The following is a 15,940-nucleotide window of genomic DNA, read 5'->3' on the forward strand; positions in this document are numbered from 1 at the left end:
CGCCTCAGGGCGTCGTGCTGCACGCCGGGATCGACGCGACGGGCGGGCCGCTCGTCAGCAGGTCGGTCGCAGGCACGGGCACCCCTGCCGCCAACCCCGCTCTGACGAGGCGGGTCATCTGCGCCGGCACGTCCTCGCACAGCATCAGGCGCTGCTTGACGAGGCTGGTGAGCGACACCGTCAGGGCATCCTGGTAGCTGTTGAAGGTCGGATAACGCTCCGCCACCGACGGCCGCGGATCGCCCGAGGCCTGGCGATCTTCCGCCGTCTTCGCGAACGGGATGTACTGCCCCGCCTCTTCGCAGCCGTCGTTCGCCCACACGCCAGAGCGCAGCGCCCAGCCGGTGTAGGTCGCGAGCGGCACGCTCACGTCCGGCAGGTGCACGCCCGCGATGTCGTTTCCGTCGCTATCGGTCTTCGGCACGAAGCTCGGATAGATCGGCCCGTTCGACGGGTTGTCCTCGTATGGCGGCGTGATCATCGGCGGATTGATCGTCGGGATGCCGTTCTGGTAGTAGGTCGGCCCGTAGTCGAAGAGGTAGCGCGTCGTCTTGAGCCCCGTGTAGGTCACGCCCGGAATGCTCGGGAAGCCGGTCGAGGCCTGGTCCGGCGGTACCAGGGTGCCGTCAGAGAATTTCGGCACGTGGCTCGGCGGCGGCATCGCGTTGCCGCTCGCCCAGGCATCGAGGGCGATCCACAGCGCACGCTGGATCGGCGCCGAGTCGAGCGGGTTCTGCAACTGCTGGCAGACGCCCTTCGACGCCGCGTTGCCCACGCCGTGCTGGTGGCTCGAGATGAAGTAGTTGCGCGTATACGGCGAATCCGGCAGGTCGCTCTTGCCGTCCGGCGTCGTGTGCAGCAGAGATGCCGCCTTCACCCAGTACTCGTTGGCCGAATAGATCTCGGTCGCGAGCGGACAGGTGTCGGTCTGCTGGCAGCTCGTGTAGCGGCTGTCGGTCTTTCCGGTAATCGGATCGCTGGTGCGCCCGTTGGCGAACGGGAACACGCCCTCGACGTACAGATGGTCCTGGCGGTTCCGCTCGGTGCGGACCGGCTGCGACCAGCGGTAGTTCATGTTGATGCCATCGCCCACGGCGACCCACTGCATCATGCCGTCGAAGATCTTCTTGCCGTTCTCGCCCTGGTTGAAGCCGAGGTGCGTGAAGTCGTTCAGCAAGCGCCCCGGCTGCGAGAACACTTCGGTGAAGATGCGCTGCACGTCGCCCGCCAGAGGGTTGGGGTTGCCGGCGTCGTCGGCCTGCGCATAGCGCAGGAACTCGTTGAAGTCGCGCACCGCCGCGAAGCCGATGCCGTTGACGGTCGGGTTCTTCGCCGTGTAGCTGAACTCATAGATGTCGTTGTTGACGAACGCGCCGCTCGTCAGGCTGATCGCCGAGCCCGTGGCGTCGTAGTTCCACTGGTCGGCGGGCACGACCTGCGGCTGGTCGTCCAGGTGCACACGATGCGTCAAGACGGCCTGCGACTTGTCGAGCGTCGCCGGCGGATAGGTCAGCGTGTAGCTCGACGTGGAGCTCGGCGGCGACATCACGATGTACTCGTACGCCGGGCCGGTGATCGCCGAGCCGTCCGGATTGGTTGCGACCGGCAGGTTGATGATGCTGTTGTAGTTGGCCGGGTTGGTTCCGGCGGACTGGTCCCAGCCGCTCCACACCATCGTGTAGCCGCGCGGCATCAGGAAGGCGTTCGCGAGGGTCGTCGGGTCGGTGATCGTGCCGCCCGGGTCGTTGCCGCCCGGCACCCGGGCAAAGGCGTTCCACGTCTTGAAGCCGCGGTTCGGCGGCTCGTACATCACCTTGTGCGCACCCTTCGTCAGGTCGATCGGCCGCAGGATGTAAAAGCTGAACGAATACTCGACGAGGCCCTGTGCATTGCGCGGCGCCAGGCCAATGTCGGTGATCACCGCGTTCTGCGGATTGGTCGGGTCGAGCGCGCCGTACGCGGTGCCGACGAGCTTCTCGTACTGGCCGACGCCCGGCCAGCTGTAGCCGCCGAACGTGGGCGAGGCGGTCTCGGTGATCTGGATCTTCGTGATGTGCGCCTCGGCGGCGCTCATCGTGAGGGTGCCGGCGGCGGCCAGAACCGCGACGCTCAGGCACGCGTCAGCCACCGGCGTGCGCCGGTGCGCTCTTCGCTTCATCACGATCTGTCTCCTTCGGGATCTTCTGGGACGAACGGCGTCGTATGCGCTCAAGCTTCCAAGGGCGCGCGGACGACGCAACCGCCCGCCCGCCCCGGTAAGCACCGGGGCGCGGACAGCAATGTGGAACGACTGCGGACGACGTTCCTTGACCTAAATCAAGTTTTCCTCACGTCATCGGCGCTTTGCAGCCGGCAAAGCGCGGGTTATGTGGCGCGGAGCTTTTCGAGCCAGGCGTCCGGTCACCACCCCATTGCGTCATTGGCCGCCTTGAACGCAGCGGCGACTGTGGCGTAACCGGCATCGTTCAGGTGGATGTTGTCGGAGCGCAGCGTCCCCGGAACGACGTCGTTGGCGATGTCGGTTGCGTCGGTGACCGGGTTGGCCGCCGCGACCAGGGCGCCGCGGACGTTCACGTAGCGTGGGCCGTAGAGGGCGGCGAGGTCGGCATTGAGGGCGATGATGGCGTTGTAGCCGGGTTGTCCCAGGTACTCGGTGGCGTAGTTGCCGTTGGGGATGCCGGCGACGAGAAAGCGGGTATGCGGGAGAGCCGCGACCATCGCTGCGATATCGGCCTTCACCGTGGTCGGGTCGGAGTAGTTGTTCCGGCCGGCCCATATCCAGGCGGTGCGCCGGCGCAGTGTGCTGTCGGCGAGGAACCGGGTCCTGATCTGCGTCGAGGTATCGCCGCCGACTCCCCTATTGGCCACCGCCCGGTCGGGTGCGAACGCTGCCGCGGCAACCGCGGGATACTTTGCGGCGGCGGTGGTCGCACCGTTACCCACGGTGAGGCTGTCGCCCCACGCGGCAACGAGGCTGGCGATCGAGGCAGCCGAGAGGTTCTCCACCTCTTCGGCCGACGTCGCGGCGGGGAACAGCGTGACGCGCGCCACCGAACCGTTCCAGTTGTTCGAGGTCGTCTGGCCGCGCCCTATCCGCATCGCGGCGGCGCCCGGGAAACTGCCGGAACTGTCGGTGAGCGCCGGCTGGCCGTCGAGGGAGGCGACGAAGCTGTTTGGCGCGGCGGAAAAGGCGACGCGAAACGCCGTCGAAACGTCGATCACTCCAAGGTCGAGATCGGCCTGTGTCGTCGTCGAGCCGATGCTCGCCTGATTGGTGACGAGCAAATGCAGGTGCTTGCCGGCGTCCCAGTAGAGGCGGATGTAGTTCCGCTCGGTGGGGGTGCCGCCGTCCCTGGCATCGTCGTCGATCTGCCAAAGCACCTTGTTGCCGCCGGCGACAGCGGGGGTCGTCGCTTCGATCACACCGGATATTGCGGCCGGAACGAAGCCGGCGAACGGGGTGCATTCCTTGCAGGAGAAATCGTCGCCGAGCACCGTGCCGTTGGCCGGGTTGTAGATGGCCCGCATCCCGACATACATCGTCGTCGCCGCGCCCACCGGGGTGAAGGTGCCGGCGCTTTCGGCATAGGACGTCGAGGCGTTCTGGCCGCCATTGGCGCCCATGAAGCCGCCGCCCGACGAGTTCGGCGTGATCCACAGGAACGGGTAGATCGTCGCCGATGGCCCGCCCTTGATGCGGGCGCGCGCCTTGTAGGCATGTCCGCGCGCGACGGAGACGGGCTGTCCCACGAACGGGCTGTTGGCGCCGTTGCCGGAGAGGACATATTCCCCACCGACCACGGCGCCGGTGGCCGGCCCGCCGGCCGACTGGGTGGCGGTCCAGCCGGTGGTGCCGCCAGCGAAGTCGCCGTTGCTCAGCAGTTCCGGAGCATCGGGCGCGACATAGGGGCCGATCGAGATCACGCCGCTCGCCTCGACGCCGCCGATGGCGGAGAGGAAGGTGGGCTTGTCGGCGTAGTTGCGCCCGGCGAATACGAACCGACCGCCAGTGAAATCGGCATCGAGGATGGCGCCGGGATGCGCCCAGCCCGACCCTCGGCGGGGCGCGGACAGGCCCATGCCGAGGCCGAGCGCTGCTGCTCCTGCTTCGCCCATCAGTAGAGCCCCACCAGATGGGTCGCGGTGGTGCCGGTCGATTTCACCCGGCGCGCGCGCACCGGCAGCAGGGCGCCGCCTGAGAGGCCGACGAAGCTGACCTCGTCGCCGGACACCAGCACCACGACGAGATCGCCGGCGCTGCCGATGTAGATGGCGCGGGTTTCGGCGGTGAAGTCGGTTGCGTCGTTTGGGGTGATCTGAAACCCGCGGCGGGCGGGGGCCGCGATGTCGTCGGCCCGGCCCTGGTATTTTTCGCTCATGCTCTGCTCCATCACAATTGGAGCCAGGAGGATAAGCGTTGCCCCGAACGCGGGGATAAGTCCCGGTCAGGCGCGGCCGAACTCGTCTTCGATGCGGATGATGTCGTCCTCGCCGAGATAGGAGCCGGTCTGCACTTCGATCAGTTCGAGCAGGATTTTTCCGGGGTTGGCGAGGCGGTGCACCGAACCTAACGGGAGGTAGATGGACTCGTTCTCGGTGAGCATCGTCACCTTGCCGTCGATGGTCACCTCGGCGGTTCCGGTGACCACGACCCAGTGTTCGGCACGGTGGTGGTGTTTTTGCAGGCTCAGCTTCTTGCCGGGCTTGACGAAGAGGCGCTTCACCTGGAAGCGGTCGCCGCTGAGGACGGAGGAATAGCCGCCCCAGGGGCGGTAGGCGGTGCGGTGGATTTCGGTGAGGCCCTGGGTCGCGGGATCCGCCCGCAGCGCCTTGACCATCGGGCCGACGCGCTGGGCTTCGGACAGGCGGCCGACATAGACGGCGTCTTCCGAAGCAATGATGGCGATGTCGTCGAGCCCTTCGACGGCGATGTGTGCTTTGTCGGAGACAACCAGCGAGTTGCGGGTGTTGGAGAGCGTGGCATTGCCGTTGGTGACGACGTTGCCGGAGGCGTCCTTGTCCGAAACTTTCCACACGGCGTCCCAGGCGCCGAGGTCGGACCACGGGAAGGTCACCGGGACCAGCGCCACCTGCCGGGACTTTTCGAAGATGGCGTAGTCGACCGAGATGTTGGGGGCGGCGGCAAAGCCCTCCGCGCCGAGCCGGATGAAATCGAGGTCGATCCTCGACGCGGCCATGGCGGCGATGGCGGCCGCGAGGGTCTGTGGCGCGAGGGTCTGGACTTCGGCGAGGAAGCTGCGGACGTTCAACATGAAGGTACCGGAGTTCCAGTAGTAGCCGCCGGCGGCAAGCATCTTCTCGGCAGTGGCCAGGTCAGGCTTTTCGACGAAGCGGACGACTTCGCGCACGCCATCGCCGATGTCGGCGCCGGCCTCGATGTAGCCGTAGCCGGTTTCGGCCGCGGTGGGGGTGATGCCGAAGGTGACGAGGCGGCCGGCACGTGCGGCGGCAGCGGCGGTATCGACGCTCCACCAGTAGTTGTCGTCAGCCTCTACCGCATGGTCGGAGGCGAGGACGTGGATGACGGCTTCGTCGCCGAACGTGTCGCGCACGTAGAGCGCCGCGGCGGCGATGGCGGCGGCGGTGTTGCGCGCCACCGGCTCGAGCAGCACGGCGGCGGTTGCGACGCCGGCTTCCTGCGCCTGCTCGGCGACGAGGAAGCGATACTCGGCATTGGTGACGACCACCGCCGGATGGTAGCGCGCGGGATCGGCGACGCGCTGCAGGGTCTGCTGGTAGAGCGAGGTCGGACCGGTGAGCGGGAGGAACTGCTTGGGGCGCGCGGCGCGCGACATCGGCCAAAGCCGGGTCCCCTGCCCGCCTGCAAGGATTACCGGTACGATAGGGGTGGCTTCAGTCATCGGTTAGGCCTCGGCGTAGTATCCCGCGTATTTTCCGCGGTAGGTAGCGGGATTGTTGGTCTGCTGGTTGAGGATGGTGAGAATCGGCACGTCGTCCGCCTTGGCGCCGATCAGCGACGCCATGGCCGCCTTCACCTCCTGTTGGGGGGTACTGGAGAACTTTACGACGAACGCGATAGCATCGGCCATCCCCGCCAGATAGAGGCCATCGACAATCGGGCCGACGGGCGGGGTGTCGAGCACCACGATATCGAAGTTCATCCGCGCCGCGGCGATGAGGCGGGCGAAGGTCGTGCCGGCCACCAGCTGGTCGGTCGCGATGTCGCTGCGGCGCGAGCCGGGGACGATCCGGGCGCCGCTGCCGCGATCGATGGTGAGGATCGACTGGAGGTCGGAAGCACCGCCTGCGAGATATTCCAGCAGGCCTTCCGAGGCCTCCATCCCCAGCATCCTGTGGACGCTTGGCTTGCGCAGGTCGCAATCGACCAGCAGCGCCGACATGCCGGAGAGCGCATAGGCGCGGGCGAGCGACAGCGCGACGGTGGTCTTGCCCTCACGGGGAGCCGCCGAGGAGACGACGATGACGATCCCCGCGCCCTGCTCCGGGGGCCTGTTCCCGCGGTTGCGGCGCACCGCCTGGTCGATGCCGATCCGCACCCGGCGGATCGATTCCGAGTAGATCGAGAGGGGCGCGAGGATGAGCGAATCCGCGACGGTCAGGGCCTCGCCGTCCTCGTGCCTGACCGGCCGCTGGCGGGGAATGGCGGAAACCACCGGGGCCTTGAGGATGGCCTCGGCCTGTTGCTCGCTGGTGAAGCCGCCGACGAAGTTCTCGACGAGGAAGGCGAGCCCCACGCCCAGCCCGAGCCCCGCGAGGCCGGCCAGCAGAAGGAACAGCCGTGGGTTGGGGAAGGACGGCGCGTCGGGCGGTGTGGCCTCGGCGACGAGGCGGCTGTCGGCGACCTGCAGGTAGGCCTGGGTGTCGAGGTCCTTCTGCCGGGTCAGCAGGGTCTGGTACTGGGCCCGCGCGATCTCGGCGGTCTGCTGCAGCTCGTAGATGCCGGTGAGGATTTCCGAGGGCAGGTCGCTGTCGAGGATCGAGGTGCGGAGGCGGGCACGCAATGCGGCAATGCGGCCCTGCGAGGTGGCGAGGTCCTGCCTGAGGCCTGCGACGGCGCGGGCGGCGGCGTCACCGAGCTGGGTCTCGACATTGGCGAGGCTGCTGCGCAAATCGAACGCGGCCTCGCTGCCTTCCTCGGCCCCGGCGATGCTGCCGAGCAGCGCCACGCGCTGGCGATCGAGGTTCCTGACCGCTTCGTCCTTGAGGCTCGCGGCGACGGCCTCCCAGTCGCGCCGCGCGAGGCTATGCTCGGCGCTTTCGGCGACCGCGCCTGACTGGGTGCGGAAGGCGTTGAGCGAGGCGATCTCGTTGCGCAACTGGGCAAAATCGGTGCGGCCGGTGGCGTCGCTTATGCGGTCGAGGTTCTGGTCCACAAACTCGCCGAAGGCCCGCTCGGACTGGGCGACCGTGGCGCTGGCGGCAGCGATGCGGTCCTTGATGATGCCGGCGGAGGCGAGGGTGGAGGCGACCTTGGCGTCCAGCTGCTGGCCGATATAGGTGCGCGCCATGGCATTGGCGATCCGTGCGGCGAAAGCCGGACGCCCGGACCGCGCCGTGACGGCGATGAGGAAGGTCAGGCCGCGGCGCTGCACGGTGACGCTGTCGCGGAGGTTCCTGATCACCGCGGCGAGGGCTTCGTCGCCGGTGGGCAGCCTTGGCTCTGCGATGCGGAAGAAGGCCAGCAGCATGTCGCGCATGCCGAGGCGGAGGCCGAACTCGGGATCGGTGGGGAGCTCGAGGTCATCGGCCACGGCGAGCAGGGTCGTCTCGGACTTCACCAGTTCCACTTCGCTGTCGACGCGCAGGCTGTCGAAACTGGAGGCGGGGAGCTGGGTCTCCGGGTCGAGCAGGTTCTTCTTGCTGGGATCGACGAGGATCAGCGCGGTGGCCGAATACACCGGCTTCAGCGCCACAAGTGCAGCGCCGGCAGCGGCGACGGCGAGCGCGGTGCAGACGAGAATGATCCCGATCCTGCGCTTGAGCAGATCGAAGATGCTTCTCAAGTCGACAGTGTCAGCGTCCATGCTGCGAAACGGCGCCGGCCAGCGGCAGCAACGCGGCAGTTACTGCAAAGACGATGTCGACTGGTTCCTTACGCACGCCCGCCCTCCGTACATTCCCTTACGCACGCTAGGTTGGACATTTCTACCAGTCAATCAGGGCTTCATGATTTCCGGACCACGCACATTGCTCGACAGGCGCGCGACGTTAGATATGGGGGGATTTCGAGCATGGCGAGAGGGGTGCCGGAGAGGTTCAGGGTGCCCAGATTCCGGGGGACTCCGTTCAGTTCGACGCGGGCGCGCGGGTCGGTGAAGACCAGCTTACCGGTGCGGGAGGGTGGGCTGGCGGCATGCACCCGGACCACCCCGCCTGATAACTCGATGGCGATGCTGCGCTGACCCGCATCCCTGTCCCCTCCCCTGAAACAGGGGAGGGAGGCGATGGCGGCGGGGTGGCGGTCAGGCGGGCTGGAGTTCGGGGGTCGGGCCGTCCACGTCCTTTTTGGGCGGGGGGAAGGCGAGGGCCAGGGCGGCGGCGGCGAGGCCTATGGCGGCCGAGGCGATGTAGAGCCAGTGGTAGGTGCCGAAGGTGTCGTAGAGCCAGCCGCCGCCGACGGGGCCGAAGGCCATGCCGATGCTCGAGGTCATGACCATGCCGCCCAGCACCGTGCCCATAACGCGCGGGCTGAAATAGTCGCGGGCGAGCACCGAGTAGAGCGGCATCACGCCGCCATAGGCGAGACCGAGGACGGCAGCGAGCATGTAGAACTCGGTCAGTTGCGTCACGTAGATGTAGACGTAGATGCCGACTGCCTGGAGGACGAGGCCGCCCACGATGACGCGGCGCACGCCGAACCGGTCGGCGAGGACGCCGAAGAGGAGGCGCCCGAAGAGGCCGGCGAGGCCCTCGACGCTGTAGATGCTGGCCGCAGCCAGCGCCGAGGCGCCGCAGATCATGGCGTAGCTGACGGTGTGGAAGATCGGGCCGGAATGGGCCGCGCAGCAGAGGAAGAAGACGGCCGCCAGCACGATGAACTGCGGGGTGCGAAGCGCGGCGAGGGCGCCGGAGGGCTTCCGCTCCTTGGGGGCGGCGGCTTGGGCGGGCGGGGCTGCGGCTTCCGTGAAGATGGGGGCGCGGCGGATGAGGAGGCTGGCGGGGATGATGATGACGAGCGCGCCGATGGCGATGGTGAGCATGGCGCTGCGCCAGCCGTTCATCTCGATGAGGAGGCTGGCGAAGGGGGTGATGACCATGGGCGCGACGCCGCCGCCGACCGAGACGAGCGACACGGCGAGGCTGCGGTTCTTGTCGAACCAGCTCAGCGTCGCGGAGATGATGGGGGCGAAGAACGCGCCGCCGGAGGCGCCGACCATGGCACCGTAGGCGACCTGGAAGACCCAGAGTTCGGTCGCAGTGCTGGCGAGGACGAGGCCGGCCCCGAGCAGCACAGCCGCCATCAGCACGACGGGCCGGGCGCCGATACGGTCGCTGAGGGCGCCCCAGCCGAAGCCCGCGACGCCCATGACGATGAAGCCGATGGTCATGGCGCCGGAGATGCCGGCACGGGTCCAGCCGGTGTCCTCGGCCATGGGCTGCAGGTAGACCGGCAGGGCGAACATGGCGCCCATCGCGACGCAGGTGATCACCGCGCCCGCCGCGACGATGACCCAACCATAGTGCTTGTCCATTCTTCGATTCCTCCGACGACCTGCCTCCTAGACGAACGGGAGGCGATCATTTCGACATTGGGCGAAAGAGATTCGGTTCACGCGATTGTGGCATACTGCTTGTTACTTGCAAGTGGTATACCCAAGGGGAACTGCTTGTAAACTGCAAGAGGACAGAAGGAGCCGTGCCTGTGGATCTCAGATCGGGATGCCCCATTAATCTTGCCGTCGAGGTGCTGGGTGATCGCTGGAGCCTCGTGGTGCTGCGCGACATGATGTTCGCGAACCGGCGCAGCTATGGGGAGCTGCACGGCAACTCGCTCGAGGGGATCGCGACGAACATCCTCGCCAGCCGGTTGAAGCGCCTAGCGGACGAGGGGCTGATCACGGCGGCGGCTGATCCGGGGCACAAGCAGCGGACCATCTATAGCCTTACCGAGCAGGCGATTGCCCTGGTGCCGGTGATGGCCCAACTGGGCGCCTGGGGGTCGCGCTTCCTGCCGGTCACCCCGGAACTGGCGGCCCGGGCGATCGCGCTCGATCAAGGCGGGCCCGAGATGTGGCGCGACTTCATGGACGAGCTGCGCCACCTGCATCTCGGCGCACCGCCGGTTGGCCGCTCCGTGCTGGCGGAACTGGAGGGGGCTTATCGCGAGGCGGCAGGGGTGCCGGGGAGCCACTCTGCCGGGGTGGGGGAGACTGCGACGGGGTGAGTCTCGCCGGCGTAGCGGAGCGTGATGGTTTGTGCCGTTGTGCTGGAGAGCATCACCCGGGTGAGCGCGCCTTCATGCCATTCGAGATCGACGGTCAGGCCGCCGCGGGCGCGGAGGCCGCGGAGGTTGCCGGTGGGCCAGGTGGTGGGGAGGGCGGGGAGGAGGTGGAGTTCGTTGGCGTGGGATTGGACCAGCATTTCGGCGATGCCGGCGGTGACGCCGAAATTGCCGTCGATCTGGAAGACGTTGCCGCCGGGCCAATCGGCGTGCGGATGGAGGACCAGCAGCGAGCGCGAGGTGAGGTGGTCGAGGAGGCCGGCGACGGATTGCTCGGCCAGCTCGGCGTCGTGCAGGCGGGCGGCGAGGCAGACGACCCAGGCGCGGCTCCAGCCGGTGTAGCCGGTGCCATTTTCGAGGCGGCGGTTGAGGGCGCGGCGGACGGCTTCGAAGGCTTCGGGGGTGCCGGATCGGGTGATGCGATTGCCGGGATAGAGGCCGTAGAGGTGCGAGAGGTGGCGGTGGCCGAGTTCGGCGGGCTCTTTGTCGTCGTCCCATTCGAGGAGGACGCCGTCGGGGGCGATCAGCGGCTCGCGGAGGCGTGAGAGCGCGGCACGGGCGGGCCCGGCCAGCGGATCGGCGGGTTCAGCGAGGGCAAGGAAGGTGGCGAGGGTTTCGCGGATCAGTTCCTGATCCATGGCGGTGCCCTGGGTGATGGCGACGTGCTGGCCGGCGACGACGAAGCTGTGTTCGGGCGAGGTGGAGGGGCTGGCGACAAGGGCGCCGGTGGCGTCTTCGACGAGGATGTCGAGGGCGAACCCGGCGGCGGCGCGGAAGATCGGCAGGGCGTATTCGGCGGCGAAGGCGGGGTCGGCAGCGCCGTAGTCGAGGTGTTGCAGGAGGTGGGCGGCCATCCAGTAGAGGGCGGAGGGCCAGTTGGACCATTGCGGGTGGCCGGGGACCGGGGCGGTGTGGCGCCAGAGGTCGGCATTGTGGTGGGCGGTGGCGCCGACGGCATCGTAGTAGCGGCGGGCGGTGGCGGCGCCGGCCCGGGCGAGGTCGCGGGTGAGCGTGAACATCGGCTGGTGGAGGTCGGCGAGGCCGGTGGGCTCGGCGGGCCAGTAGTTCATCTGGGTGTTGATGTTGATGGTGTAGTTGGCGCTCCAGGCGGGGCGGAGGTCGGTGTTCCAGATGCCCTGCAGGTTCGTGGCTTCGGTGCCCGGGCGGGAGCTCGAGATCAACAGGTAGCGGCCGAAATGGAAGAGCAGTTCCGCGCGGGCGTTGGCGGGGCCGAGGTCGAGATCGGTGCGGTCGAAGTAAGCGCGGTAGTCGTCGCGGTGGCGCTGGCGCAGCGCTTCGGTGGTGCGGGCCATGGCGGCGGTGACGCGCTGGCGCGCGGTGGCGATGAGGCTGGCGAAATCGGCGCTGGGGCGTTGGTCGTAGCCGCGGAAGCCGGAGGCGGCGGATGCGATGAGGCGGAGGCCGCCGGCCGGGTCGGGCGCGAGGGCGGCGACGACGGCGTAGCCCATGCCGGTCGCGACGGTGCCGTCGGCAGCGGGTGGGGTGTCGCTGTAGGTGACGGGCTGCTGGCTCGGGACGTAGTTGGGGACGACGCTGGAGGGGACGCGGGCGGTGGCGATGAGCCAGCGGAGGCCGTCGATTTCGGTGGTCGAGATGTCGGCGCCCGGGTGTGGCGAGGCGAAGGCGAGGCGGGCGTGATCGGGGGTCAGCACCCCCTGCTCCGTGGCGGTGGCGACCAGCACTCCATCGGGGTAGGAGACGAAGCTGGTGAGTTCGGCGGGGCCCCTGCCGGTGTCATAGCGCGTTATGGTCGTGGCCTCGGCGAGGTCGAGGCGGCGGGTGTAGGTGGTGGCGGGGCCTTCCGCATAGGTGAGCTCGAGGCCGCCGAGGGGCTGGTAGGACTGGGTATACCGCTGGCCCTGCAACTGCCGGCCCAGTTCGTCGGCGTGGAGGAAATCACCGGCGCGGATGGCGGCGCGGAGTTCGGGGAGGAGGCGGGCCGGGACCTCGCCGGTTTCGGGCTCGAGCGGGCCGCCGGACCAGACGGTGTCGAGGTTGAGATCGAAACGCTCGGTGCCGACGCCGCCGCGGACAGTGGCGCCGAGCCAGCCATTGCCGAGGAGGAAGCTGTCGATGAAGCCTTGGGCGGGCGTATCGAGGTCGAGGCAGTAGCGGGGCATGGGTCGGGTCCGGTGAGGGGTCAGGGCGACGGCGTGGCGATGGTGCTGGGGGTCAGCAGCCGGCGGGTGGAACCGCGGAGGATGATGTCGCAGTTGAGCGTGATGGTGTGCGGCTCGTGGCTGGTGCCGCGCTCGGAGAGGCGGGAAGACATGATGCCGGTGATGGTCTCGGCGATCTTGTCGACGGGCTGGGCGACAGCGGTGATTCCCGCTTCGTGCAGCTGGAACAGCGGCACGTCGTCGAAGCTCAGGAGCGAGATGTCGTCGGGGACTTTCAGGCCGTGCTCCTTGAGCAGGCGCAGGGCGCCGACGGTCATGTTGTAGTTGCAGCAGTAGAGCGCGGTGGGCGGATCGGCGAGGGAGAGCAGGCGGAGCATGCCGGTATAGGCTTCGCTCTCGTGCCAGTGGGTGTCGAGGACGTAGCGCTCGTCGACCTGGAGACCGCGGCTGAGCATGGCCTGGCGGTAGCCTTCGTAGCGCTCGCGGCCGGTGAAGTAGTTGGTGTCGCCGGTGAGGACGGCGATCTTGGTGTGGCCGATGTCGAGCAGGTGGCTGACGGCGCGGAAGCTGGCGGCGCGGTTCTCGACGAGGACGCGGTCGGCAGGCACGCCGCTGACGTCGTTGTCGTAGAAGATCACCGGCGTGCCACCGGCCACCAGCTCGCGGATGCGGTCGTCGACGCCGATGAAGCCGTCCATGACGAGGCAATCGACGCGGTGGGCGTCGAAGAAATCGAGGGCGTCGACGACGGCATCGGGATCGGCGTTGTGGCAATAGGTGAGGAGTGCCCTCCCCGCCTTGCGCATGGCGCGGCTCAGGTGCTCGAGCACAGCCGAGTGGAACTCGCTGAGCGAGGGGACCATGAAGCCGACGGTGTTGGTGAGCTGGCTCTTCATCGCGGCGGCGAGCGCATTGCGGCGATAGCCGAGCTCGCTGATCGCCTGCTCGATCTGGTCGCGATTGCCGCGGCGGACCGGGTGGCCGTTGAGGTAGCGGGAGACCGTGCCGATGGCGACGCCGGCGCGGTCGGCGACCTCGACGATGGTCGCCTGTCGGCGCCGGCTGCTCTCGTCTTCAGGTTGGCTCAAACACTGCCCTCGAACACCAGTGCCGAATGGATGTGGAGGCTCGGAAGCGTCACTTCGACCCGGTCGCCGCCATTGCTGAACGGCACGTCCTTGCCGGTCAGGGCGTCATAGACGCGGGAGGGCGAGCGGGGCAAGCGGACGCTGGCGGTGACGGGACCGAGGGTCGGGATATCCTCGATCATTTCCATGACGCGGACGCCGTTTTCGCCGGCTGGGACGCCTTTGCCGCGGATCTGCGGGGCGCCGTAGAGGAGGTGGAGGATGTGGCGCTTCTGCTCGGCCTGGCGGGTCAGCGTGGCGCGGGCCGAGGACGGCAGGTCGGTGACGAGGACCTGGTCGGGGAGCAGGCGGTTGATGAGGCCGCGGATGACGTACTTGTACAGCGGCTGTCCCATGGCGTGGTACATGGCGAAGATCGGATAGGCGACGTAGCCGATGCCGCGGTGGAGCGTCACCGCGGCGCCGAGCGCGGCGGCCGACGGATCGTCCGGCGTGTGCTGGTGCGAGCTGTAGTGGCGGAAGGTGCGGTTGAAGTAGGACGGGCCGATCTCGGCGAGGACCTCGGCGCCAGCGGCGACGATGATCTGGCCGATGCCGTACATGACGAAGGGCGTTTCGGTGAGGCTCTGGTCCAGTTCGCGGCCGGCGCGCATGTAGGACGGGTTGAGCGCCACCGGGGCGCCGGTGCTGCGGATGCCGGCGGGGACGGCGAAGCTGCCATCGGGGTTGAGGGCGGATGAGCCGGTGAGGAGGAGCTTGCCGCCGTTGGCGGTGAAGGCGTCGAGGCGGGCGGCGAGTTGGGCGTCGACCGGGATCTGGTCGGGGAGGATCAGCAGCCGGTAGGCATCGAAGCCGGTGCTGGGATCGATGACGTCGAAGGGGAGCTTCAGCTCCTGCAGCATCTGCGCGGCGCCGTCGTCGCTGGTGTTGTTGCGGGCGCCGACGCGGTGGAAGAACTCCGCCGCGAGGATGGCGATTTCGGAGACCTGGCGGGCGTTCTCGAGGAAGGGCTCGAGCTTTTCGATGCGCGCATAGGCGGGGGCGATCGAGGCGTAGGTGTCGGGGTTGATCGCGCCGTTGGGGTGGAGCTGGTCGCCGACGAGGCATTTGGAGCCGAGGGCAACCATCTGGGCGGCCTCGAATTCCAGCGCGTCGGGATGCTTGAAGCCGCCGAACTCGCCCCAGCTGGTGTGGAATTTTCCGGTGTGGGCGACGAAATCGAGGCCTAGCGTCGCGGCGTAGCGGGCGCTCGAGGGGAAGTGGTCGTAGCCCCAGCCGCCGGTCGGCAGGCTTTCGAGCTCGAGGTGGCTGTAGGAGGCGAAGCGCTCCGGGCCCTGCTTGTGGATGTGGCCGCAGTTGTAGAAGACGCGGAGGCCGGGGAACTCGGCGCGAAGCGCGGCGCTGGTCTCGGAGCGGAAGCGCTCGTTGACCCACTCGTCGTTCTTGAGGCGATCCGCCGGGTTCTCGGCGTCGAGGCCGTGCTCTTCCATGGTGGCGAGGCAGGCGGCGCAGACGCAATCGGGGGTGAGGATGATGTCGAAGAAGATGCCCTGCGTCTCGTAGTTGCGGGCGACTTCGCGGGCCTGCTCGAGCAGCTCGTCGCGGTAGGCCTTGTGGTTGAGGCAGAGCGTGTGCCAGGCGGGGCTCAACTGCCTCGCAGCGGACTGGTCGCCGGCGATTGTATGGTTGTAGCGGTTGGTGGCGCTCATGGCGCGCCACTCGGGATGGAGGCGCGCGTTGCGCTCGTCCCACTGCACCGAGATGTAGATCGGGCACTCGATATCGGCGGCGGTCAGCGCTCGGACCATGTCGCCCATCAGGTCGGGCCGGGCGAGTTGCGGGTGCGGGGCGCCGACCTTGGTCGGGTAATACGACCAGCCGTGGTGGCACTTGGCGAAGATGGTGATCGAGTTGACATGCGCCGCCTTGAGGGTGCCGACGAAATCGTCGGGATCGAAGGCCGAGCCGATGCCCGGGATGTGCTCCGAGGTGTGGAAATCGAGGTGGATCTGGCGGTAACGGAGCGGCTTGTTGGTCGAGGCGGGCATGGTCATTCCTTAGCGCCGGTGCGGGTTTCGGCCCCGGCGGCGAATTGGCGTTGAAAGACGAGAAAGACGATCAGTGGGACGATGGTGGTGACGATGGCGGCCACCGAGCGGAGGTCCCAGTTGACTTCGTAGGTGCCGGAGACGCGGGTCAGCATCACCGGCAGCGGGATGTTGGTGCGGAGATACAGCATGGGTAGCAGCAGGGCGTTCCAGGTCCAG

10 protein-coding genes and 1 pseudogene are annotated in these 15,940 nt (G+C 68.0%); 1 reads left to right on the forward strand and 10 read right to left on the reverse strand.

Going from position 1 to position 15,940, the window contains the following annotated elements:
- Nucleotides 1-4 precede the first annotated feature (4 nt).
- The 6 genes from JWQ89_RS05110 to JWQ89_RS05135 all read right to left on the reverse strand — a co-directional run bounded on the left by JWQ89_RS05110 (nucleotide 5) and on the right by JWQ89_RS05135 (nucleotide 9,695).
- On the reverse strand, nucleotides 5-2,158 hold the full coding sequence (locus JWQ89_RS05110) for an alpha/beta hydrolase domain-containing protein (RefSeq protein ID WP_299639010.1): 2,154 nt from the start codon (nucleotides 2,156-2,158) through the stop codon (nucleotides 5-7).
- A gap of 242 nt (nucleotides 2,159-2,400) precedes the next feature.
- On the reverse strand, nucleotides 2,401-4,116 hold the full coding sequence (locus JWQ89_RS05115; protein WP_299638995.1) for a GDSL-type esterase/lipase family protein: 1,716 nt from the start codon (nucleotides 4,114-4,116) through the stop codon (nucleotides 2,401-2,403).
- Nucleotides 4,116-4,379 carry a hypothetical protein gene (locus tag JWQ89_RS05120; protein ID WP_299638997.1) on the reverse strand — a complete coding sequence of 88 codons (264 nt, stop codon included), beginning with the start codon at nucleotides 4,377-4,379 and terminating at the stop codon, nucleotides 4,116-4,118. The genes JWQ89_RS05115 and JWQ89_RS05120 overlap by 1 nt, the downstream gene beginning before the upstream one ends.
- A 66-nt stretch (nucleotides 4,380-4,445) precedes the next feature.
- Complete coding sequence (locus JWQ89_RS05125) at nucleotides 4,446-5,882, reverse strand: mannose-1-phosphate guanylyltransferase/mannose-6-phosphate isomerase (RefSeq protein WP_299638999.1); 1,437 nt, start codon at nucleotides 5,880-5,882, stop codon at nucleotides 4,446-4,448.
- Nucleotides 5,883-5,885: 3 nt separating this feature from the next.
- Entirely contained in the window at nucleotides 5,886-8,027 is a 2,142-nt protein-coding gene (locus tag JWQ89_RS05130) for a Wzz/FepE/Etk N-terminal domain-containing protein (protein ID WP_299639001.1), read from the reverse strand.
- A 438-nt stretch (nucleotides 8,028-8,465) separates the two neighbouring features.
- Complete coding sequence (locus JWQ89_RS05135) at nucleotides 8,466-9,695, reverse strand: MFS transporter (protein ID WP_299639002.1); 1,230 nt, start codon at nucleotides 9,693-9,695, stop codon at nucleotides 8,466-8,468.
- A gap of 164 nt (nucleotides 9,696-9,859) precedes the next feature.
- Here JWQ89_RS05135 and JWQ89_RS05140 point away from each other — a divergent pair, with 164 nt between their 5' ends.
- Entirely contained in the window at nucleotides 9,860-10,387 is a 528-nt protein-coding gene (locus JWQ89_RS05140) for a helix-turn-helix domain-containing protein (protein WP_299639003.1), read from the forward strand.
- On the opposite strand, the gene JWQ89_RS05145 is transcribed toward JWQ89_RS05140, so the two are convergent.
- The 4 genes and pseudogenes from JWQ89_RS05145 to JWQ89_RS05160 all read right to left on the reverse strand — a co-directional run.
- Nucleotides 10,321-12,585, reverse strand: coding sequence for a glycoside hydrolase family 95 protein (locus JWQ89_RS05145; RefSeq protein WP_299639004.1), 2,265 nt, complete (start codon nucleotides 12,583-12,585; stop codon nucleotides 10,321-10,323). The genes JWQ89_RS05140 and JWQ89_RS05145 overlap by 67 nt on opposite strands.
- 20 nt (nucleotides 12,586-12,605) lie before the next feature.
- The gene (locus JWQ89_RS05150) at nucleotides 12,606-13,673 is read right to left on the reverse strand and encodes a LacI family DNA-binding transcriptional regulator (RefSeq protein WP_299639006.1); all 1,068 of its coding nucleotides are present in this window, start codon (nucleotides 13,671-13,673) and stop codon (nucleotides 12,606-12,608) included.
- Entirely contained in the window at nucleotides 13,670-15,721 is a 2,052-nt protein-coding gene (locus JWQ89_RS05155) for an alpha-L-fucosidase (RefSeq protein WP_366143969.1), read from the reverse strand. The genes JWQ89_RS05150 and JWQ89_RS05155 overlap by 4 nt, the downstream gene beginning before the upstream one ends.
- Before the next feature lie 2 nt (nucleotides 15,722-15,723).
- Nucleotides 15,724-15,940, reverse strand: a pseudogene (locus JWQ89_RS05160) (carbohydrate ABC transporter permease); the annotation flags it as partial.

Origin of the sequence: Devosia sp. (assembly GCF_028290645.1) — a bacterium.
In the GTDB taxonomy this organism is placed as follows: Bacteria; Pseudomonadota; Alphaproteobacteria; order Rhizobiales; family Devosiaceae; genus Devosia_A.

Bases quoted from the DNA above. Each gene is read 5' to 3' on its own strand.
- JWQ89_RS05110 (WP_299639010.1), bottom strand. From the start codon at position 2,158: ATGAAGCGAAGAGCGCACCGGCGCACGCCGGTGGCTGACGCGTGCCTG.
- JWQ89_RS05115 (WP_299638995.1), bottom strand. From the start codon at position 4,116: ATGGGCGAAGCAGGAGCAGCAGCGCTCGGCCTCGGCATGGGCCTGTCC.
- JWQ89_RS05120 (WP_299638997.1), bottom strand. From the start codon at position 4,379: ATGAGCGAAAAATACCAGGGCCGGGCCGACGACATCGCGGCCCCCGCC.
- JWQ89_RS05125 (WP_299638999.1), bottom strand. From the start codon at position 5,882: ATGACTGAAGCCACCCCTATCGTACCGGTAATCCTTGCAGGCGGGCAG.
- JWQ89_RS05130 (WP_299639001.1), bottom strand. From the start codon at position 8,027: ATGGACGCTGACACTGTCGACTTGAGAAGCATCTTCGATCTGCTCAAG.
- JWQ89_RS05135 (WP_299639002.1), bottom strand. From the start codon at position 9,695: ATGGACAAGCACTATGGTTGGGTCATCGTCGCGGCGGGCGCGGTGATC.
- JWQ89_RS05145 (WP_299639004.1), bottom strand. From the start codon at position 12,585: ATGCCCCGCTACTGCCTCGACCTCGATACGCCCGCCCAAGGCTTCATC.
- JWQ89_RS05155 (WP_366143969.1), bottom strand. From the start codon at position 15,721: ATGCCCGCCTCGACCAACAAGCCGCTCCGTTACCGCCAGATCCACCTC.